We start from the raw sequence: 21384 nt of genomic DNA on the forward strand, positions 1-21384 counted from the left end.
TACTTATTTTATTCAGGATACATCATGACCCCCGAACACCTTCCTACCGAACAATACGAAGCGCAGCTGGCAGAAAAAGTCGTCCGTTTGCAAACCATGATGGCGCCTTTTGCCGCGCCGGTTCCGGAAGTGTTTCGTTCGCCGGTCAGCCACTACCGTATGCGCGCCGAGTTCCGTCTGTGGCACGATGGCGACGATCTGTACCATATTATTTTCGATCAGCAGACCCGGTCGCGGATTCGCGTTGACAGCTTCCCGGCCGCCAGCGCGCTGATCAATCAGCTGATGACCGCCATGCTGGAGGGCGTACGCAACAATCCCGTGCTACGCCAGAAGCTGTTCCAGATTGACTATCTGACCACCCTCAGCAACCAGGCGGTCGTTTCGCTGCTGTATCATAAAAAGCTGGACGATGCCTGGCGTGAGCAAGCGGAGGCGCTGCGTGACGCCCTGCGAGCCCAGGGGCTCAATGTGCATCTGATTGGGCGGGCGACCAAAACCAAAATCGAGCTCGATCAAGACTATATAGATGAACGCCTGCCGGTTGGCGGGCGGGAGATGATCTACCGTCAGGTGGAAAACAGCTTTACCCAACCGAACGCGGCCATGAACATTCAGATGCTGGAGTGGGCACTGGATGTCACCAAAGGGGCGACTGGCGACCTGCTGGAATTGTACTGCGGCAACGGTAACTTCTCGCTGGCGCTGGCGCGTAATTTCGATCGCGTATTGGCCACCGAAATCGCCAAACCGTCGGTGGCGGCGGCGCAGTACAACATCGCCGCTAACCATATCGACAACGTGCAGATTATCCGCATGGCGGCGGAAGAGTTTACTCAGGCGATGAACGGGGTGCGGCAGTTCAACCGGCTGCAGGGTATCGATCTGCATAGCTATCAGTGCGAAACCATCTTCGTCGATCCACCGCGCAGCGGGCTGGACAGCGAGACGGAAAAAATGGTGCAGGCCTATCCGCGTATTTTGTACATTTCGTGCAACCCGGAAACGCTGTGTCGCAATCTGGAAACGCTAAGCCAGACGCACAACGTTACCCGGCTGGCGCTGTTCGACCAGTTCCCGTATACCCATCACATGGAGTGCGGCGTCCTGCTGACCCGCAAATAGGCCCAAAAAAACCGGCAACGTCATATTGCCGGTTTTTTTACCGCTGGCGGCTTACTCGGCTGCGGTATCTTTGCGGTTACGCATCTTGTAGCCGATCCAGAAGACCATCGCGACGGACAGAACGGCCGGGAAGAAGTTAGAACCGATATCCGGGTACTCCGCACGCACGACGGTGCTGTACAACAGCACCCCGAGAATAAAAAAGGCGGCGGCCAGGCCCGGTAGCCCAACGGGCATACTGCGATTCTGATAGCGCTGATGCAGACAGTAGACCGTCAGCAGCAGGGATAAAATGGGGAAGACGGAAAACGGAACTATCGAACTGAACAGCGCCGCAAAGGCGCCATTAATGGATAACCCGGCAATCAGCGCCAGCAGCAGCGTACCTTTATCTTGAACTGAGTGTTTCATTGCTCGTCCTTCACGTTATTCGGAATGATGTGACATTTTTTCTTGTTCACGGCGATACCAGTAATACGCGCCTTTCGAGATCATTCGAAGCTGCAGTACCAACCGTTCCTCCAGCTGCCGGCGCTGCTCAGGGCCGACATCCAGCGCTTCCGCGCCAGCGCTAAAAACGATGGTGACCATAGCTTCAGCCTGCGCTTCGGTAAAGGCGCGCGGCATATGGTTTTCGAGTTCTAAATAGTCGGCGAGTTCCGCAATAAAGTGCTGGATCTCGCGTGCGACGGCGGCGCGAAACGCCGCAGAAGTTCCCGAGCGCTCGCGCAGCAGCAGGCGGAAGGCGTTCGGGTTGTTACCGATAAATTCCATAAAGGTGGAGACCGAGGTGCGGATCACGCTGCCGCCTTTGGCTATCCGCTGGCGCGCCTGGCGCATCAGCTGGCGCAGCATCAGTCCGCTCTCATCGACCATCGTCAGGCCCAGCTCATCGACGTCGCGAAAATGACGATAAAAGGACGTCGGCGCGATCCCTGCTTCCCGGGCCACTTCACGCAAGCTCAGGCTGGCGAAACTCCGCTCAGCGCTAAGTTGGCTGAATGCCGCTTCCACCAGCGAACGGCGGGTTTTTTCTTTTTGTTGTGCTCTTACGCCCATCACGATGTATGAATCCTTCCAATAGCCCTGCTGGCACTATACCAGAGATTAAAACTAATCGGTTTGCCCTGGATTGTGAATGATTGTTTACGAGCCGTTTCTGCTTTTATGCTGCAAAAAAGCACAACGATAATTGGGTTAAAGCGCAGCGAATGTTATCATCGTGTTTATTTTATGTATAAAACAGGTGAGTAATGCCATGTCACACTCTTGGGATTATGATGCAATAGTGATTGGTTCCGGTCCTGGCGGGGAAGGCGCCGCCATGGGACTGGTGAAACAGGGAGCACGCGTTGCCGTCATCGAGCGCTACCATAATGTCGGCGGCGGTTGCACCCACTGGGGCACCATCCCGTCGAAAGCCCTCCGCCATGCCGTCAGCCGTATTATCGAGTTTAACCAAAACCCCCTCTACAGCGACCACTCCCGCCTTCTTCGCTCTTCTTTCGCCGACATCCTTAACCATGCCGACAGCGTCATCAACCAGCAGACTCATATGCGCCAGGGATTCTATGAGCGCAACCACTGTGAAATTCTGCAGGGCAATGCCCACTTCGTGGATGAGCATACTCTGGCGCTGGAGTGCCATGACGGCACGGTCGAGACTGTGACCGCGGAGAAATTCGTTATCGCCTGCGGATCGCGCCCCTACCATCCGGCGGATGTCGATTTCCACCACCCGCGCATCTATGACAGCGATTCGATTCTCAGCCTGCAGCATGAGCCGCGCCATGTGATCATTTACGGCGCCGGGGTGATCGGTTGTGAATATGCGTCGATCTTCCGCGGCATGGAGGTGAAGGTCGATCTGATCAACACCCGCGATCGTCTGCTGGCCTTCCTCGATCAGGAGATGTCAGACTCGCTCTCTTATCACTTCTGGAACAGCGGCGTGGTTATTCGCCACAACGAGGAGTATGAGAAAATTGAAGGGGTGGATGACGGGGTGATCATGCACCTGAAGTCCGGCAAAAAGCTGAAGGCCGATTGCCTGCTGTACGCTAACGGCCGCACCGGCAACACCGACACCCTGGCGCTGGAAAATATCGGTCTGCAGACCGACAGCCGCGGTCAGCTGAAGGTCAACAGCATGTATCAGACCGCCCTCCCGCACATCTATGCGGTTGGCGATGTCATCGGCTATCCAAGCCTGGCTTCTGCCGCTTACGATCAAGGACGCATTGCCGCCCAGGCGCTGGTGAAAGGCGAAGCCTCAGCGCATCTGATTGAAGATATCCCGACCGGGATCTATACCATTCCGGAAATCAGCTCCGTCGGGAAAACCGAGCAGCAGCTGACGGCGATGAAAGTGCCGTATGAGGTGGGCCGCGCCCAGTTTAAACACCTGGCGCGGGCGCAAATCGTCGGTATGAGCGTTGGTACGCTGAAGATCCTGTTCCATCGTGAAACCAAGGAGATCCTTGGCATTCACTGCTTTGGCGAGCGCGCGGCCGAAATTATTCATATCGGCCAGGCGATCATGGAGCAGAAAGGCGGTGGCAACACCATTGAGTACTTCGTCAACACCACCTTTAACTACCCGACCATGGCGGAAGCGTACCGGGTTGCCGCGCTGAACGGCTTAAACCGCCTGTTTTAACGCCTTGTCGAAATGGCCATCCATCGTGCCGCGGATGGCCTCCGCCAGATGTTCATAGCGGCTGCGCAGCGGGGAGCCTGGACGATAAACCAGACCGATGGTGCGTCTTGGCTCTGGCTTAATGCACGGCAGGTAGACTACGCCATCGCGTTTTCTCTCCTGCGGCACCGCCAGCGCCGGCAGCAGGGTAATGCCGCTGCCTGCCGCCACCATATTGCGCAGCGTTTCCAGGCTGGTCGCGCGGAAGTGGGTATCCTCATCCGCCCCCGCTTCAAAGCAGAAGCCCATCGCCTGATCGCGCAGACAGTGGCCATCCTCCAGCATCAGCAGCTTTTCACCGGCCAGATCCGACATCGGCACCCGATCGCGGTTCGCCCACGGATGATCCTCATAGATAGCCAGCATCATCGGCTCATCGAACAGCGGCACCTCGATAAAGGCCTCGCTCTCTTTGACCAGCGCCAGGATGGCGCAGTCGAGCTTACCGCTGTCGAGCTGAGCCAGCAGCTGATGGGTCTGCGCTTCGTGCAGATACATTTCCAGCTTCGGGAAGGTCTGATGCAGCATCGGAATGATGTGCGGCAGCAGGTACGGGCCAATTGTCGGGATCAGGCCGATATGCAGCGGCCCGGACATGGTTTCCCCTTGTTGGCTTGCCATTTCCTTGAGCACTTTTACTTCGCGTAACACGGTACGCGCCTGATCCACCAGCAACAGCCCCGCCTGGGTAAACAGAACCTTACGGCTGGTGCGCTCCAGCAGCATGACGCCAAGCTCATCCTCCAGCTTGCGGATCTGTCCGCTGAGCGTCGGTTGGCTCACATGGCATGAGTCAGCCGCCCGCCGGAAGTGGCGGTGTTCGGCGAGCGCTACCAGGTATTCAAGATCGCGAATATTCATTATTCATCCTCCATCGCCACGATAGTCCATGGCGATAGATAGCATAGCAACGAACGATTATCCCTATCAAGTTTTCTGTTCAATAATACGCCCATAAAGACGGTCTACCTGTGAAAATCACTGACCCGTCACACTGTTTCTCTACCCGAACAACTAAAGCCAACGTGAACTTTTGCGGACCTTGCGTCCGCTTTTTTTTTGCATAAAAAACCCGGCGTCGCTGGGCTTGGCCGGGTCAGGGAGGGCAGATATCTAAGGATTAGCTTAAACGAGCCTTCGCCTCGTTGATAGCCTGGGCTACCTGCTGCGGCGAGACGCCGCCTTTCGCTGCGCGTTTCTCGAGGCAAGACTGCAGCGACAGGATCGGATACACATCGTCCGCAATCACCGGGCTGAATTTCTGCAGATCGGCCAGGGTCAGCGCTTCCAGCGGTTTCCCTTGCGCAATGGCTTCCACTACCGCTTCACCGACAATATGGTGCGCCTCGCGGAACGGTACGCCTTTCGCCACCAGATAATCCGCCAGCTCAGTGGCGTTGGCATAGCCCTGCTGCGCCGCTTCCGCACAGCGCGGGCGTTTTACCTGAATGCCGTCCAGCACCAGGGCCGCCATATGCAGGCAGTCGAGCCAGGTATCCAGGGCGTCGAAAAGCCCCTCTTTATCTTCCTGCATGTCTTTGTTGTAGGCCAGCGGCAGTCCTTTCAGCGTCATCATCATGCCGGTCAGCGCACCCTGCACGCGGCCGCATTTGCCACGGATAAGCTCCAGGGCGTCCGGGTTTTTCTTCTGCGGCATCAGCGAGGAGCCGGAGGTCACGCGGTCGGAAAGCTCGACGAAGTTCGCCTCGCCGGAGTTAAAGAAAATCAGATCTTCCGCAAAGCGCGACAGATGCACCATACCGATAGCCGCATCGGAAAGCAGCTCCAGCACATGATCGCGATCGGACACGCTGTCGAGGCTGTTGCGGGTGGCGGAGGCAAAGCCCAGCCAGCCGGCCAGCTGCTCGCGGTCGATCTCATACGCCGTCCCCGCCAGCGCGCCGCAGCCCAGCGGGCTGACATCGAGGCGCTTCAGCGCGTCCTGCAGACGGCTTTCGTCACGCGCCAGCATTTCAACGTAGGCCAGACACCAGTGCGCGAAGGTCACCGGCTGGGCGCGCTGCAGGTGGGTGTACCCCGGCATTACCGCGTCCTGATTCTGCTGGGCGGTCTCCACCAGCGCGCTCTGCAGCTGGCGGTTCGCCGAGAGCAGTTCGACAACGGTATCTTTGCACCACAGTTTAAGATCGGTGGCGACCTGGTCGTTACGGCTGCGCCCGGTGTGCAGTTTCTTGCCCAGCTGGCCCACTTTATCGATCAGCTTGCCTTCCACCCAGCTGTGAATATCTTCGGCATCGCTGGCGAGGATTTGCTGCGGATTGGCGCGCACCTCTTCCAGCAGCACGTTCAGCGCTTCTTCCAGCTGCTGCTGTTCAGCGGCACTCAGAACGCCGACCGTTACCAGCGCTTTCGACCAGGCGACAGAGCCAACGATATCCTGCTCCGCCAGACGATAGTCGAAGCGCAACGAGTCGTTGAACTGTTTGAACCGTTGATCTGCTGCCTGTGTAAAACGCCCGCCCCAAAGTGCCATAACATGCTTCCTTTATTCGTTAGTTCCGCCGGCGGCATTGTGCCGCTCGGCCTACGGTCTTGTAAGCCCGGCAGACGACGCGCCGCCGGGCATGAAATCTTAAGCCAGAATACGTGTGCCGATCGGCGTGCCGTTAAATAACGCCGGCAGCTGCTCGGCGTGACGCCAGGAGGCGATATCCACCGGACGGCCCAGAGCACGTGCGGCGTCAAGGGCCGCATTCACTTTAACAATCATGCCGTCGGTGATAATCCCCTGCTCGATCAGCTGTTCCGCTTTCTCGGCGGTCATCTCGGCAATGCGCTGCCCTTTACCGTCGAGGATACCGCTAACGTCAGACAACAGGATCAGATCCGCCCCCAGGGTGGCCGCCAGCGCTGTCGCCGCCTGGTCAGCGTTGACGTTCATCAGCTGGCCTTCATCGGTCACCCCGATAGAGCTCACCACCGGCAGGTAACCGCCGGCCAACAGGGTGTTGATCAGTGCCGGGGAGCCCGGCTGCGCCAGCCCGACATGGCCCAGCTCAGCATCCAGTTGCGTGACTTTCACGCTATCGCCATCGCCGAGGAACAGGCCTACCGAGGAAATACCATGTTTTTTCGCCCACGCCAGCAGCGTCTTGTTGGCGGTTCCCGCCAGCGCGCCGGTGATGATGTCGATTTGCTCAGCCGGCGTAACGCGCAGGCCATTTTTCTTCTGCACCGGCAGGTTGAGCTGCTTCATCAGCTCATCCACCACGCAGCCGCCGCCGTGGACGATAATCAGCGGACGCTGGTACGCTTCACGGTAGTTAACCAGCGCGGTAAACAGGCGCTCCAGCGCTTCTTCGCTATCGAGTAATACGCCGCCAAGTTTGATAATTAATGGGTTCATCATCACACCTTAAATAAGAGACTGCGTCTCAGCGAAGCCGAAACGAATATTCGCGCACTGCACCGCCTGCGCTGCGGCGCCTTTCAGCAGGTTATCCTCTGCCGCGACGACGATGAGATGATCGTCCTGCACGGCAAAACCGATATCACAGAATGGCAGGCCTTCGACGCTTTTCAAAGCGGGCACGCCTTTATCATATAAACGTACCAGTGGTTTATCGGCGTAAGCCTGCTGGTAAACCGCCGCGATCTGCGCATGGCCGACGCCCGGCTTCAGGCGGCAGGTAATGGTTTCCAGGATGCCGCGCTTAAAATTACCCAGGTGCGGGGTAAAAATTACCTTTGCCCCGAGGTGGCTGGCAATCTCCGGCTGATGGCGATGGTTAAATATGCCGTACGGCTGCAGGCTAACTTCACAGAAGCTGTTGCCGATCGCGGCTTTACGACCCGCGCCGCTCACCCCGCTGGTAGCGTTGATTACCGGCCACTGGTTGAGATCCAGCAGATTGGCCTCAATCAGCGGCTTCAGCGACAGCTGCGCCGCCGTCGGATAGCAGCCTGGCACTGCGATTAACTGCGCGTCTTTAAGCGCATCCGCGCTCCACTCCGCCAGACCATACACCGCCTGTTTGAGCAGGTCGGGATGCTGATGAGTGAAACCGTAATATTTTTCGTAGAACGCCCCATCGTTAACGCGGAAGGCACCGGAGAGATCGAACACCACGCAGCCAGCGGCAAGGAACTGCGGCGCCAGATCGTGACTCACTTCGTGCGCGGTGGCGAGAAACACCACGTCCACGCCAGCGCTGAATTCGCTGATATCGGACATCGGCTGCAGCGGCATATCGACAATGCCTTTGAGCTGCGGATGCAGGTCGGAAATTAATTTTCCCGCATCATTGCTTTGCGCGGAGACCGTCAAAGCGGTTATGTTCATATGCGGATGACGATTGATATAGGTCACCAGCTCTGCGCCGGCATAACCACTGGCACCCACAATCAGCGTATTTAACATTGGAAGCGCATCTCCTTACATTCGATGGGTTTTCTTACGCTCAACGATACTGTATTTTTATTCACAATAAATGCATGAATATTGATACTATCACGACCCAAGGTGTGTCAACAATGAAAAACAATTTACCGCCCTTTATCGAGATTTACCGCGCGTTGATCGCCACACCGTCCATCAGCGCGACTGAAGAGGCTCTCGATCAAAGCAATGAGTCTTTAATCAATTTGCTGGCAGGCTGGTTCCGCGATCTCGGCTTCAATGTTGAGATACAGCCGGTGCCGGATACGCGCCATAAATTCAACCTGCTGGCCAGCACCGGACACGGCGCCGGCGGCCTGCTGCTCGCCGGGCATACCGATACCGTGCCGTTCGATGATGGCCGCTGGACGCGCGACCCGTTCACCCTCACCGAACACGATAACAAGCTCTACGGCCTCGGCACGGCCGATATGAAAGGCTTCTTCGCCTTTATTCTCGACGCCCTGCGCGATGTCGACGTCACCACGCTGAAAAAGCCGCTGTATATTCTGGCCACTGCCGACGAAGAGACCAGCATGGCCGGCGCGCGCTACTTTGCCGAAACCACCCGGCTGCGCCCGGACTGCGCCATCATCGGCGAGCCCACCTCCCTGCAGCCGATCCGCGCCCACAAAGGCCATATGTCCAACGCGATCCGTATTCAGGGCCAGTCCGGCCACTCCAGCGATCCGGCGCGCGGGGTCAACGCGATTGAGCTGATGCACGACGCCATCGGCCGGATTATGCAGTTGCGCGATCTGCTTAAAGAGCGCTATCACTTCGAGGCGTTTACGGTCCCTTACCCAACCCTCAACCTGGGCGCTATCCATGGCGGCGATGCCTCAAACCGTATCTGCGCCTGCTGTGAACTGCATATGGATATCCGCCCGCTGCCGGGGATGACCCTAAACGATCTTAATGGTCTGTTGGGCGAAGCGCTGGCCCCGGTCAGCGAACGCTGGCCGGGCCGCCTGACGGTCTCTGAGCTGCATCCGCCGATCCCCGGCTACGAGTGCCCGCCGGACCATAAGCTGGTGCAGGTGGTCGAGAAACTGCTTGGCGCGCAGACCGACGTGGTGAATTACTGCACCGAAGCGCCGTTTATCCAGACGCTGTGTCCGACGCTGGTTCTCGGCCCGGGCTCCATCAATCAGGCCCATCAGCCTGACGAGTATCTGGAGACGCGCTTTATCAAGCCGACCCGGGAGCTGATTAGCCAGGTGGTTCATCACTTCTGCTGGCACTAAAATCGCCCTCTTTTTCCGCCCCGTTCTCCCGGGGCGGAACGGTGACGATCGTCACATTTCCATAAGCGATACTTATCCAGCGCTCCCTGAATTAAATTTCGCAAATTACGGCGATTTACTCGTTTGCTGAAGCGATTTCGCAGTAATTGACGTGGGGGTATTTACGTGGCTTTATAAAAGACGGGTTGCTTATCCGTTGCTCACGTTCCAGCGCAGCGGATATAACAAAATAAAATGAGATGGGGTGTCTGGGGTAACATGAACGAACAATATTCCGCATTGCGTAGTAATGTCAGTATGCTCGGCAAGGTGCTGGGCGATACCATCAAGGATGCATTGGGAGAAAATATTCTTGATCGTGTCGAAACTATCCGTAAGTTGTCCAAATCTTCACGCGCCGGCAACGAAGCTAACCGCCAGGAGCTGCTGACCACGCTGCAGAATTTGTCAAACGACGAACTGCTGCCGGTGGCCCGTGCCTTCAGCCAGTTTCTGAATCTGGCCAACACCGCTGAGCAGTACCACAGCATTTCGGCCAATGGCGAAGCGGCCAGCAATCCGGAAGTCATTGCGCGTACCCTGAGAAAGCTCAAAGACCAACCCAATCTCAACGAAGAGACCATCAAACAAGCGGTGGAATCGCTGTCTCTGGAGCTGGTGTTAACCGCCCACCCGACCGAGATCACCCGCCGGACGCTGATCCATAAAATGGTGGAAGTGAACAACTGCCTTAAGCAGTTGGACAACAAAGATATCGCTGACTACGAGCACCATCAGCTAATGCGCCGTCTGCGCCAGCTGATCGCCCAGTCGTGGCATACCGATGAAATTCGTAAGCACCGCCCTTCCCCGGTCGATGAAGCCAAATGGGGCTTCGCGGTGGTGGAAAACAGCCTGTGGGAAGGGGTGCCTAACTATCTGCGCGAGCTGAACGAACAGCTGGAAGCCAACCTTGGCTATCAGCTGCCGGTGGACTTCGTCCCGGTGCGTTTCACCTCGTGGATGGGCGGCGACCGCGACGGCAACCCGAACGTGACTGCCGACATCACCCGCCACGTGCTGCTGCTCAGCCGCTGGAAAGCGACCGACCTGTTCCTCAAAGACGTGCAGGTGCTGATCTCCGAGCTGTCGATGGTGGAGTGTACCGACGAGCTGCGCGCCCTGGCTGGCGCCGAGGGCGCTCAGGAACCTTACCGTTATCTGATGAAAAAACTGCGCTCTCAACTGATGGAGACCCAGGCCTGGCTGGAAGCGCGTCTGAAAGGTCAGAAGCTGCCGAAACCGGCGGGACTGATCACTCAGAACGAGCAGCTGTGGGAGCCGCTGTACGCCTGCTATAAATCGCTGCAGGCCTGCGGCATGGGCATTATCGCCAACGGCGAGCTGCTCGACACCCTGCGCCGCGTGAAGTCTTTCGGCGTACCGCTGGTGCGTATTGATATTCGTCAGGAAAGCACCCGCCATACCGAAGCGCTGGGTGAAATGACCCGTTACCTCGGGATCGGCGACTACGAAAGCTGGTCGGAAGCCGACAAACAGGCTTTCCTGATCCGCGAACTGAATTCCAAACGTCCGCTGCTGCCGCGCCAGTGGGAGCCAAGCGAAGAGACGCGTGAAGTTCTCGACACCTGCAAGGTGATCGCCGAGGCGCCGCGCGGATCGATCGCCGCCTACGTGATCTCGATGGCGAAAACGCCGTCCGATGTGCTGGCGGTTCATCTCCTGCTGAAAGAAGCCGGGATTGGCTTTGCTCTGCCGGTGGCCCCGCTGTTCGAAACGCTGGATGACCTCAACAACGCCAACGACGTCATGACCCAGCTGCTGAATATCGACTGGTACCGCGGCTTTATCCAGGGCAAGCAGATGGTCATGATCGGCTACTCTGACTCCGCTAAAGATGCCGGCGTGATGGCCGCCTCCTGGGCGCAGTACCAGGCGCAGGACGCGCTGATCAAAACCTGCGAAAAAGCCGGTATTGAACTGACGCTGTTCCACGGTCGCGGCGGCTCTATCGGCCGCGGCGGCGCGCCGGCCCACGCCGCGCTGCTCTCGCAGCCGCCGGGAAGCCTGAAAGGCGGCCTGCGCGTTACCGAGCAGGGCGAGATGATCCGCTTTAAGTACGGCCTGCCGGAAGTCACCATCAGCAGCCTGTCGCTGTATACCAGCGCCATTCTGGAAGCCAACCTGCTGCCGCCGCCGGAGCCGAAAGCAGAATGGCGCGACATCATGGCCGAGCTGTCCGACGTGTCGTGCAAGATGTATCGCGGCTACGTGCGTGAAAACAAAGATTTCGTCCCTTACTTCCGCTCTGCGACCCCGGAGCAGGAGCTGGGCAAACTGCCGCTGGGTTCGCGTCCGGCAAAACGTCGTCCAACCGGCGGCGTCGAGTCGCTGCGCGCCATTCCGTGGATCTTCGCCTGGACCCAGAACCGCCTGATGCTGCCAGCCTGGCTGGGCGCTGGCGCTGCGCTGCAGAAGGTGGTCGAAGGTGGAAAACAGAGTGAACTGGAAGCCATGTGTCGCGACTGGCCGTTCTTCTCTACCCGCCTCGGCATGCTGGAGATGGTTTACTCGAAGGCCGACCTGTGGCTGGCGGAGTACTACGATCAGCGCCTGGTGAAGCCGGAGCTGTGGGCGCTGGGTTCCGAGCTGCGCAAGCTGCTGGCTGCCGATATCAACGTCGTGCTGGCCATCGCCAACGACTCCCATCTGATGGCCGACCTGCCGTGGATCGCCGAGTCTATCCAGCTGCGTAATATCTATACCGACCCGCTGAACGTCCTGCAGGCGGAACTGCTGCACCGTTCACGCCAGGCTGAAGAAGAGGGCAAGGACCCGGATCCGCGCGTTGAACAAGCGCTGATGGTCACCATCGCCGGCGTCGCCGCCGGTATGCGTAACACCGGTTAATCTATCTCCCCCCGGCCGCCCGGCCGGGGGTTTTCCGCCCGTTCTAGTGGTGCAGCATCTCATCAACGATCTGTTCTTTATGCAGCGCATACGGATAATAGGTCGGCCAGTTATCCATCTCTTTCAGCAACGCCTCCTGTGATTCATTGCCCATGAAAATATGGAAATGCTGTGATTTACGCGGGCCAATGATATGGTCGCTGAATTGCACAAATTTCGGCGCGTTGGCATCGCCCTGCTGGCACTCGAACAGATAACGCACGCCCTTCTTACCGGAGGCGTAATGCAGAATTTTATAGCCTGAATAGCGGTATTTGCAGCTATTGACGGTCTGGCCAACGTGGAACTCAATCACGTCATCTTCAATGCCAATCTGCTCCACATCGGTGGCGTAGCCCTTCTTATAATAGGCGCGATACTCCTCCACGCTCTTGCCGCCGGGCTTTTTCGCCTTCTGCTCCAGCACCGGATCGAGATCGCCGTTGAGCAGATACGGGTTCACCGACTGCCAGACGCCCTCCCAGTCGCTCAGCGCGCGGTCCTGCACATCTTTATCCGCAAAAATGCCTTCGCTGGCCTGACGCTCCACTTCGGTTAACGCCGGGCCATGGCTATGGTTGCCGTGGGCGAACGCCTGGGCGCTGGCTAAAGCCATGCCGAATCCTAAGGCCAGCAGGGGGATCATTCTGGTCATTACTCTCTCCTGAGTTTGCTATCAATGGCGACAAATTGTTACGATATAACATATCTTATCCGGGAGGCAAGAGCGACAGGCAAGCGCTTTTACCGCTGGAATAATGTCCGGTATGATGAAAAGGGTGATGCGCTGAACGGAAGAATGATGGACAACGATATCAATCAGCTTATTGATGCATTGCTAAAAAAGCAGACCAGCCTCGGCCGGGTTTATTTCGCCGGCGAGACGCGCTCGCCTGCTGAGCCGGTGGTGCAGGTTGATTTTCCCCGTCTGAATATTCTCCTTGATGGGCAGTTGCCCGACCAGGCGCTCGGCGATAACGCCCCGCTCCTTGAGGCCCATGACGTGCTCTATATTCCTGGCGATAGCTGGAACTGCCCGCAGTGGCAAGCGCCTTGCCTGCTGTTAAGCATCCTGTTCGATAAGCAGCAGCTGGAGTGCTCGCTGCAGCACTGGAATGGCAAGGCGATAACTGTTGTCGACAAGCGGCAGGCGCTGCGCCGCGGGCCGCGCGTCGGATCATTTCTGCTGCAGGCGCTCAATGAACTCCGGATGCAACCGCAGGAGCAGCAAACCGCCCGCAGCATCGTCGTCAGCCTGCTCAGCCACTGCCATGATCTTCTCGGCAGCCAGGCGCAAACCTCCTCGCGCAGCCAGGCGTTGTTCGAAGCGATCCGCCAATATATGGACATCCATTATGCGGAACCGCTGAGCCGGGAATCGGTGGCCCAGGCGTTCTACCTCTCTCCCAACTATCTTTCCCATCTGTTCCAGAAATGTGGGCCAATGGGCTTCAATGAATATCTAAACCATATTCGTCTCGAACAGGCCCGTATGCTGCTGAAGGGCCACGATATGAAAGTGAAAGACATCGCCCACGCCTGCGGCTTCGCCGACAGCAACTACTTCTGCCGCCTGTTCCGCAAAACTACGGAACGCTCGCCGTCTGAATACCGCCGCCAGTACCATAGCCAGCTGACGGAAAAAGCATCCCCGGTAAAAAACTAGATTTTTGTGTGTTAAACCTGACTTTTGTGCGCGCTATAGTTACCTCCCATCCCAGCCAGCGCCGATAAATGTGATCTAAATCATCCTTAATCACGATGCGTACATTTATCCAGTTTTTGGCAAATTTGTCATCTGGCTATCCTTCGAACGAAAGCCGTATGCTTACCTCAACGACAGCACCGAATTAAGCATTGAGGAAAACACAATGGAACTCTATCTGGATACCGCCAACGTCGCCGAAGTGGAACGCCTGGCCCGCATCTACCCGCTGGCCGGGGTAACCACCAACCCGAGCATTATCGCCGCCGGTAAAGTCCCGGTCTGGGATGTGCTGCCGCGCCTGCAAAAAGCCGTCGGTCCGGAGGGCACCCTCTTCGCGCAGACCATGAGCCGCGACGCGCAGGGCATGGTGGAAGAGGCCAAACGTCTGAGCAATGCCGTGCCGGGCCTTGTGGTCAAAATCCCGGTCACCGCCGAAGGGCTCGCCGCTATCAAACTGCTGAAGAAAGAAGGCATCCCGACCCTTGGCACCGCCGTCTACAGCGCTTCGCAAGGCCTGCTAGCCGCGCTGGCCGGCGCAAAGTACGTCGCGCCTTACGTTAACCGCGTCGACGCCCAGGGCGGGGACGGCATCCGCATGGTGCAGGAGCTGCAATCCCTGCTGGAAATGCATGCGCCCGAGAGCAAAGTTCTGGCGGCAAGCTTCAAAACGCCACGCCAGGCGCTGGATTGTCTGCTGGCTGGCTGTGAAGCAATCACCCTTCCACTAGATGTAGCGCAACAAATGCTCGGCACCCCTGCGGTAGAGTCAGCCATAGAGAAGTTTGAACAAGACTGGAATAACGCCTTTGGCACGCTGAATCTGTAACCGGATCCGCGAGCCGCCTGCGGGCGGCGTCACGGTCATCGAGGAGGAATCGAAATGGATCGCATTATTCAATCACCAGGCAAATATATCCAGGGCGCAGGCGCCATCAAGCGCCTCGGCGACTATCTGAAACCGCTGGCCGAGCGCTGGCTGGTGGTCGGTGATAAGTTCGTCCTGGGGTTTGCGGAAGAGATGCTGCGTAAAAGCCTGGCCGACGCTGGCCTGGCGGCCGAAATCGCGCCGTTTGGCGGTGAGTGTTCGCATAATGAAATCAACCGCCTACGCGATATCGCCGGCAACGCGAAGTGCACCGCCGTGCTGGGGATCGGCGGTGGCAAAACCCTGGATACCGCGAAAGCGCTGGCCCACTTTATGAATGTGCCGGTGGCGATCGCCCCCACCATCGCCTCCACCGATGCACCGTGCAGCGCGCTGTCGGTGATATACACCGACGAAGGGGAATTCGACAGCTACCTGATGCTGCCGCGCAACCCCAACATGGTCATTGTCGATACGCAGATCGTTGCCGGCGCGCCGGCCCGCCTGCTGGCCGCCGGGATTGGCGATGCGCTGGCCACCTGGTTCGAAGCCCGCGCCTGCTCCCGTAGCGGCGCCACCACCATGGCGGGCGGGAAGTGCACCCAGGCGGCGCTGGCGCTGGCCGAGCTATGCTACAACACCTTACTCGAAGAGGGTGAAAAAGCGATGCTGGCCGCCGAACAGCACGTGGTCACCCCGGCGCTGGAGCGGGTGGTGGAAGCCAACACCTATCTGAGCGGCGTGGGTTTCGAAAGCGGTGGTCTCGCGGCGGCGCACGCGATTCATAACGGCATGACGGCCATCCCTGACGCCCATCACTATTATCACGGGGAAAAAGTGGCGTTCGGAACCCTGACGCAGCTGGTGCTGGAAAATGCGCCGGTGGACGAAATAGAGACCGTCGCCGCGCTGTGCCACAGCGTTGGGCTGCCGATCACCCTGGCGCAGCTGGATATCAAAGGTGATATCCCGACCAAAATGCGTCTGGTGGCGGAAGCCGCCTGCGCTGAAGGCGAAACCATTCACAATATGCCGGGCGGCGTTGATTCCGACCAGGTCTACGCCGCACTGCTGGTGGCCGACCAGTATGGTCAGCGCTTCCTGCAGGAATGGGAATAAACCAGAGCAAAACACCCGGCGTCAGCCGGGTGTTTTTTATGCATCTCTGCAGGCCGGAGCAGGCTATGCCCCTCGTCTCTTGATACTGATCATCGCCAACGCCAGTACTATCAACGCAATGCCACAACCTTCCACCTTTCCTGGATTTTCATGTAGTAGCCACCAGGAAAATAGCACGCCACAGACCGGTACGGCCAGCGTACTCAGACCGGCTATACTTGCCGGTAAATTACGCAGTACAAAAAGCCACAGACTCCAGGCCAGCGCCGTTGCAAGGATTGCGCTGTAAGCCAGGGCCCAGAAAACGTCGGGCTGCCAGTCTACCGCTCGTTGCGGGACGAGCCAGGCCACTACGCTCATTACTACGGCGGCATATAGCATCTGCCATGTCGTTAGCGCCAGCAAATCAACCTGCGGATACCGGGTATACATACGCTTCGCGACGATCGCACCTGCCCCCCAGCTCACGCCGGAGAGGATCGCCAGCAAGGCGCTTTTCAGGGAGGTAAAGTCGAGTTGCCAAGGCTGAAGTACGAGTATCAGGCCCACGCATGCCACCCCGATGGCGATATACTGCCATCGCCGCATGCGCTCACCTAAGAATAACGCGGCCATCACCACTACCCAGAATGGCATGGTATAACTCAGGATCGCCACTTTACCGGCGCCACCGCTCATTAGCGCCCACTGTGCCAGACCGACCATGCCGCAGGTTTGCAATAACGCGATCGCCAGGGTGTAGCCGAAAGGCGTCGGCTTGAGCGCTTTACCGCGGATCAACATCACTATCCATAGCACCACGGCGCCAAAAATACAGCGCAGCGCCGTGAAGTCAAAAGCGCCGATATAGCTCGTCACTTGCTTCATCGCGATCCAGCTAAAGCTCCAGATCAGCGTTAATAACGCCAACCCACCAAACGCCAGTGGATCGCTCTTCCTTGCCATTGCATAACCCATCCCTGTCAATTATCAGGCTGGCACTATACGCGCTTTATCTTCTGCTCTCCCCTGACCTGTATCAGCGTTTTGGGCAAAAAAAAGCGATGGCGAATACCGGCTTCGCCATCGCACTAAACGTTAATGAAAACTCAGGCCGGGCGTACGCCCAGCGTATGGCAGATGGCGTAGCTCATCTCGGCGCGGTTCAGGGTGTAGAAGTGGAAATCCTTGACCCCTTCCCGGCTTAAGATCTTCACCATGTCCATGGCGATATTCGCCCCCACCAGTTGACGGGTTTCGGCGTCGTTATCCAGCCCTTCGAACATTTTTGACATCCACACCGGGATACGGACGTTGGTCATATCCGCAAACTTTTTCGCCTGTTTAAAGTTGGAGACCGGCAGGATACCGGGAATGATTTCCACGTCGATGCCTGCCGAGACGCAGCGATCGCGAAAACGCAGGTAGCTTTCCACATCGAAGAAGAACTGGGTGATCGCGCGGTTGGCCCCTGCTTCTACTTTGCGCTTCAGGTTCAGTAAATCCGCCTGCGCGCTTTTCGCCTCCGGATGCACTTCCGGATACGCGGCGACAGAGATATCAAAATCGCCTACCTCTTTCAGCAACGTCACCAGATCGGCGGCGTACATATCCGGTTTACCGCTGCCCGGCGGCAGGTCGCCGCGCAGGGCGACGATATGGCGGATACCGTTGTTCCAGTAATCCTGAGCGATAGTGCGCAACTCATCGCGGCTGGCATCGATACAGGTCAGGTGCGGCGCTGCTTCCAGACCGGTTCGCTCTTTAATGCCTTTGATGATGCTGTGGGTGCGATCGCGCTCGCCAGAGTTCGCGCCATAGGTTACCGAAACAAACTTCGGTTTCAGACTGCTCAGGCGATCGATGGATTTCCACAGGGTTTGCTCCATTTCACTGGTGCGCGGCGGAAAGAATTCAAAAGACACATTAATCTGGCCCTGGACTTCCGCCAGGCTCTGATTCAGGGCTTCCCGCTGATTGGCGTGAAAAAAGCTCATACCTTACCTCATCAATCGCATGTAATGGCTGTTATATTACGAACTTCTATACGTTTAGACGTCCAGATGTAAAAATGACGGAAAAGCGTGCGGGCGTCAATAGAAAAATCTGCGTAAAGAGTGAGGAATAGGTCACCTACATGAAAAAAGTTCATCTTCCGATCACCTGGCCACGCACAGGAAGCGGCTCGGTGGGCAATATAAGGTGGCTCGCGAGTCAGCCTGAGACTAGCCAGTCGCCAGAATGCCATCCAGCAGAGAAAGCCATTGCTGCACGGACTCTGCCTGGTGAGGCGCATAAATCACCCCAAGGCTTAACGGCATCGCGTCGCCCTCAGCCACCGGGCAGAACGCCACCCCCTGACGCTGAATCGCGGAAAAGGACGCCGGCAGCAGGATCATGCCTTCCCCGCGCGCAATACGCGCCAGCAGCACATCATGCTCGGCCGGTTCTTCCACATACGTCGGGGCATAGCCAGCCCGGTCGAAAATGCGGCGCGTGTAGTCAAAGAAACCAGGATTACGCTCGCGTTTAAACCAGAACAGCGGCCGATGATTGAGCGCGCTTAACGTCAGCCCTGGCCTGGCGGCTTCCGGCCAGGAGGCAGGTAATGCCGCAATGAGCGGCTCATGATACGGCAATGGGTGCAGGTGCAGCCCTTCAGTATTGAGCGGCAACGCGACCAGCGCCGCATCGAGTTTGCCTTTGCGTACCTGCTGAGCCAGCGGCGGTGAGGCGTGGCGGGTGATATGCAACGCGCGGGTATGTTCGCTCAGCGCAGCCTCAACGGCGGCGAAAATGCCCTGTTCGAAGGCCGTCGTCACGCCCAGACGTAGAGCCTGCGGCGAGTGGGCGGCGAGCTCACTCAATGCCGCCAGCGTGCGTTCCTGGAGCGCCAGCAGAGGTTGAATCATCTCCAGCACCTCTTTACCCGCGTCGGTCAGGATCAGGCCTTTGCTATGGCGCTGAAACAGCGTCACCCCCAACTGCGCTTCCAGATGGCGGATATGGCGGGTCAGCGGCGGCTGCGAGATAAATAACCGCTGCGCCGCCCGGCTGATGTTATTTTCCTCCGCTACCACGGCAAAGGCGCGCAGCAGGCGAATATCCAGGGAATGTAATCGCGATGTTGTCATACTGAAAAGGTATCACGAAAAGGGTATTACTCAAGTCCGGCACACTTCCCTACCCTTCCTCTTAACGCACCATCACAGAGAGGAAAAAAACGATGTCCAGCGAACGTTATATCATCGGTCAGGAAATGCTTCAGCGGGTGGATGGTAAGGGCGGGGAAGCCGTCGTCGAGAGCCTGCGGGATATCGCCCCCGATTTCGCCCGCTATCTGATTGAGTTCCCCTTCGGCGATATTTACGCCAGGCCAGGGCTCGATTTACGCAGCCGGGAAATCGCCACCATCGCCGCGCTCACGGCGTTGGGTAACGCCGAGCCACAGCTGAAAGTACACATTGCCGCAGGATTAAACGTCGGCCTGACGCAAGAGGAGATTACGGAAGCGATCATGCAGATGGCGGTCTATGCCGGATTCCCGGCGGCCCTCAACGGCCTGTTTGCCGCCAGGGCGGTATTTGCGGCCCACTGATCGCTTAAGGCCGGGCTGACTGCCCGGCCTTAAAAACTTATTTCTTCACATCGACAACGCGCTGCCCGTTAAGCTGCTCATCCGTTATCTTTTGCCCGGCTTTGAAATAGTCTACGACCGCATTTGAAACGTAATAGCCGCCGGAGGTATTACGCGCCTGCCCCTCGGTAAACGCGACAAAACCATCGCCGCCATCTGCAAGGAAGCTGTTGGTGACAATATGGTAAACCGTCGTATCGTCAATCGGTTTACCGTTTAGCCTGAATAACACAACGCGCTGGCCCACAGGTTTGCTGCTGTCATACTTCATTTCCAGTCCCCGGGAGACCTGCAGCACGCCGTTGCTCAACCCGGCGCCATGCTCCATCAGGCTACGCAACTGCTTCCCGGTTAGATCCATGGTGACCAGCTCGTTGGGAAACGGGAAGGTGCTGATAACGGCGCCCATGCTCACCGCCCCGGCGGGGATCTCATTCCGGATCCCGCCCGAGTTGGTTAACGCCATCTGCGTACTCCTACCTGCTGCCAACAGCAAGGCGTCAGCGGCAAGATTGCCCAACGGCGAAGAGATACCATACGCACGGGTCAGTTCAACGGGCGATTGTGTAATGACCTGCTGCACCAGTTGATCAAGTTGCTTATTCCAGCCGTCGATGACCTGTTTTGTCTGCGGATCAGGCTTCCACTCATCGGCATAAAGCGTCTTCAGCTCAAAGTGCTTCACCGTGAATTGGTGCGGTTTCTCCTGATAATCCAGCACCAGTTTACCCACATCGATGCCGCCGCTATCGGTAGAAAGAATCAACGTATTACCCACTTTAATGGGCTCCGGTGTGCCAACGTGAGCATGGCCGGTAATTAAAACGTCCAGGCCTTTCACCTGACCCGCAGTCTGAATATCTTTATCCAGCGCACGACGCACATCGGTTCCCCCCTGGCTCGACTGACGCGCCGGGACGCCTTCATGGATCAGGGCCACGGTCAGATCCACTTTACCGTTAAGTTCATCGATATAATGCTGTAGCCATTTCACCTCATCGCGCGCTTCGATACCCACTCGCGTCGCGGCAGAAACGGTGTCATTAAAAGCAAACACGCCGTGCAGGCCAATCACGCCAATTTTCACGCCATCTTTTTCGATAATGGTATAGGGCTTATCCCAGAACGATTTATCGCTGTTCTGATAAAAAATATTGCCCTGAACAATCGGGAATGTCGCCTGGCTAAGCTGAAGCAACGTATTATCCCAGCCGTGATCGAACTCATGATTACCGATAGTCACCGCATCGTAGGACATCGTATTCATAATATCGATTATCGCTTTGCCCTTCGTCAGGCTACTGATATAAGGCCCGGTAAAATAATCCCCGGCATCAAAAAACCAGGTCGCGTTATTTTTCGCTTTTTCCTGTTTCACCATCGTCGTGATATTCGCCCAACCACCAATATCTCGTTTACCATCCGCTATCCATGGCACTTTATAAGGTTCGACATGGGCATGAAGATCGTTGGTATAAATTATGGTGACATCTTTGGCGCAGGCCCAGAAAGGCAAAGTCAACAGAAGTGCTGCGCTCATTGCTTTTAGTTTCATCGGAGTTCCTTTCAGAGTGATAAAGAACCGCTAAGTTACGTTCTGAAAGACTTTTTTATGTGAGAGCATTCACAGTTGTATGCAACCTGAGCAGGACAAAATT

Annotated in this window: 19 protein-coding genes; 8 read left to right on the top strand and 11 right to left on the bottom strand. The window is 57.3% G+C overall.

All coding sequences use genetic code 11. The features are described 5' to 3' along the window. The first annotated feature begins 24 nt into the window (after window positions 1-24). Entirely contained in the window at window positions 25-1125 is a 1101-nt protein-coding gene (gene trmA, locus KB890_RS13620) for a tRNA (uridine(54)-C5)-methyltransferase TrmA (RefSeq protein WP_002883023.1), read from the top strand. A 51-nt stretch (window positions 1126-1176) separates the two neighbouring features. On the opposite strand, the gene KB890_RS13625 is transcribed toward trmA, so the two are convergent. Continuing rightward, a complete protein-coding gene (locus KB890_RS13625) occupies window positions 1177-1536 on the bottom strand; it encodes a YijD family membrane protein (RefSeq protein WP_002883021.1) in 360 nt (119 codons plus the stop codon). A 15-nt stretch (window positions 1537-1551) separates the two neighbouring features. Continuing rightward, window positions 1552-2187 carry an HTH-type transcriptional repressor FabR gene (gene fabR / locus KB890_RS13630; protein WP_004151856.1) on the bottom strand — a complete coding sequence of 212 codons (636 nt, stop codon included), beginning with the start codon at window positions 2185-2187 and terminating at the stop codon, window positions 1552-1554. Window positions 2188-2383: 196 nt separating this feature from the next. On the opposite strand from fabR, the gene sthA reads away from it, so the two are divergent. After that, window positions 2384-3784 carry a Si-specific NAD(P)(+) transhydrogenase gene (gene sthA / locus KB890_RS13635; protein WP_002883016.1) on the top strand — a complete coding sequence of 467 codons (1401 nt, stop codon included), beginning with the start codon at window positions 2384-2386 and terminating at the stop codon, window positions 3782-3784. On the opposite strand, the gene oxyR is transcribed toward sthA, so the two are convergent. The 4 genes from oxyR to argC all read right to left on the bottom strand — a co-directional run bounded on the left by oxyR (window position 3767) and on the right by argC (window position 8204). Next, complete coding sequence (gene oxyR, locus KB890_RS13640) at window positions 3767-4684, bottom strand: DNA-binding transcriptional regulator OxyR (protein ID WP_002883015.1); 918 nt, start codon at window positions 4682-4684, stop codon at window positions 3767-3769. The two genes, sthA and oxyR, sit on opposite strands and share 18 nt — an antisense overlap. A gap of 259 nt (window positions 4685-4943) precedes the next feature. Then, window positions 4944-6317: an argininosuccinate lyase gene (gene argH / locus KB890_RS13645; protein WP_004146283.1), complete on the bottom strand. Its 1374-nt coding sequence runs from the start codon at window positions 6315-6317 to the stop codon at window positions 4944-4946. A gap of 99 nt (window positions 6318-6416) precedes the next feature. After that, window positions 6417-7193 carry an acetylglutamate kinase gene (gene argB / locus KB890_RS13650; protein ID WP_086529014.1) on the bottom strand — a complete coding sequence of 259 codons (777 nt, stop codon included), beginning with the start codon at window positions 7191-7193 and terminating at the stop codon, window positions 6417-6419. 6 nt (window positions 7194-7199) lie between these two features. Further along, window positions 7200-8204 carry an N-acetyl-gamma-glutamyl-phosphate reductase gene (gene argC / locus KB890_RS13655; RefSeq protein ID WP_004181637.1) on the bottom strand — a complete coding sequence of 335 codons (1005 nt, stop codon included), beginning with the start codon at window positions 8202-8204 and terminating at the stop codon, window positions 7200-7202. Window positions 8205-8317: 113 nt separating this feature from the next. Here argC and argE point away from each other — a divergent pair, with 113 nt between their 5' ends. Beyond that, complete coding sequence (gene argE / locus KB890_RS13660; RefSeq protein WP_004177969.1) at window positions 8318-9469, top strand: acetylornithine deacetylase; 1152 nt, start codon at window positions 8318-8320, stop codon at window positions 9467-9469. A 258-nt stretch (window positions 9470-9727) separates the two neighbouring features. Then, the gene (ppc, locus tag KB890_RS13665; protein WP_004181636.1) at window positions 9728-12379 is read left to right on the top strand and encodes a phosphoenolpyruvate carboxylase; all 2652 of its coding nucleotides are present in this window, start codon (window positions 9728-9730) and stop codon (window positions 12377-12379) included. A gap of 43 nt (window positions 12380-12422) precedes the next feature. On the opposite strand, the gene zinT is transcribed toward ppc, so the two are convergent. Continuing rightward, window positions 12423-13073 carry a metal-binding protein ZinT gene (zinT, locus tag KB890_RS13670; RefSeq protein ID WP_004181635.1) on the bottom strand — a complete coding sequence of 217 codons (651 nt, stop codon included), beginning with the start codon at window positions 13071-13073 and terminating at the stop codon, window positions 12423-12425. A gap of 24 nt (window positions 13074-13097) precedes the next feature. Here zinT and KB890_RS13675 point away from each other — a divergent pair, with 24 nt between their 5' ends. From KB890_RS13675 to gldA, 3 genes are all read left to right on the top strand, one after another. After that, window positions 13098-14084: an AraC family transcriptional regulator gene (locus KB890_RS13675; RefSeq protein ID WP_004181634.1), complete on the top strand. Its 987-nt coding sequence runs from the start codon at window positions 13098-13100 to the stop codon at window positions 14082-14084. A 205-nt stretch (window positions 14085-14289) separates the two neighbouring features. Beyond that, entirely contained in the window at window positions 14290-14952 is a 663-nt protein-coding gene (gene fsa / locus KB890_RS13680) for a fructose-6-phosphate aldolase (RefSeq protein ID WP_004181633.1), read from the top strand. 54 nt (window positions 14953-15006) lie between these two features. Further along, window positions 15007-16110 (top strand): bifunctional L-1,2-propanediol dehydrogenase/glycerol dehydrogenase, encoded by a 1104-nt coding sequence (gene gldA / locus KB890_RS13685; protein WP_004146274.1) that lies wholly within the window; start codon window positions 15007-15009, stop codon window positions 16108-16110. 63 nt (window positions 16111-16173) lie between these two features. On the opposite strand, the gene KB890_RS13690 is transcribed toward gldA, so the two are convergent. The 3 genes from KB890_RS13690 to KB890_RS13700 all read right to left on the bottom strand — a co-directional run bounded on the left by KB890_RS13690 (window position 16174) and on the right by KB890_RS13700 (window position 19223). Beyond that, entirely contained in the window at window positions 16174-17055 is an 882-nt protein-coding gene (locus tag KB890_RS13690; RefSeq protein ID WP_004177983.1) for a DMT family transporter, read from the bottom strand. A 143-nt stretch (window positions 17056-17198) separates the two neighbouring features. After that, window positions 17199-18086: a methylenetetrahydrofolate reductase gene (gene metF, locus KB890_RS13695; RefSeq protein ID WP_002882952.1), complete on the bottom strand. Its 888-nt coding sequence runs from the start codon at window positions 18084-18086 to the stop codon at window positions 17199-17201. 228 nt (window positions 18087-18314) lie between these two features. Next, window positions 18315-19223: a LysR family transcriptional regulator gene (locus tag KB890_RS13700; protein ID WP_004181632.1), complete on the bottom strand. Its 909-nt coding sequence runs from the start codon at window positions 19221-19223 to the stop codon at window positions 18315-18317. 92 nt (window positions 19224-19315) lie between these two features. On the opposite strand from KB890_RS13700, the gene KB890_RS13705 reads away from it, so the two are divergent. After that, complete coding sequence (locus tag KB890_RS13705) at window positions 19316-19687, top strand: carboxymuconolactone decarboxylase family protein (protein WP_004181631.1); 372 nt, start codon at window positions 19316-19318, stop codon at window positions 19685-19687. Between the two features lie 37 nt (window positions 19688-19724). Here the strand turns inward: KB890_RS13705 and KB890_RS13710 are convergent, their stop codons facing one another. Then, the gene (locus KB890_RS13710) at window positions 19725-21281 is read right to left on the bottom strand and encodes a bifunctional metallophosphatase/5'-nucleotidase (protein WP_020324696.1); all 1557 of its coding nucleotides are present in this window, start codon (window positions 21279-21281) and stop codon (window positions 19725-19727) included. Window positions 21282-21384 lie beyond the last annotated feature (103 nt).

This window comes from Klebsiella sp. P1954 (assembly GCF_018199955.1).
In the GTDB taxonomy this organism is placed as follows: Bacteria; Pseudomonadota; Gammaproteobacteria; order Enterobacterales; family Enterobacteriaceae; genus Klebsiella; species Klebsiella pneumoniae.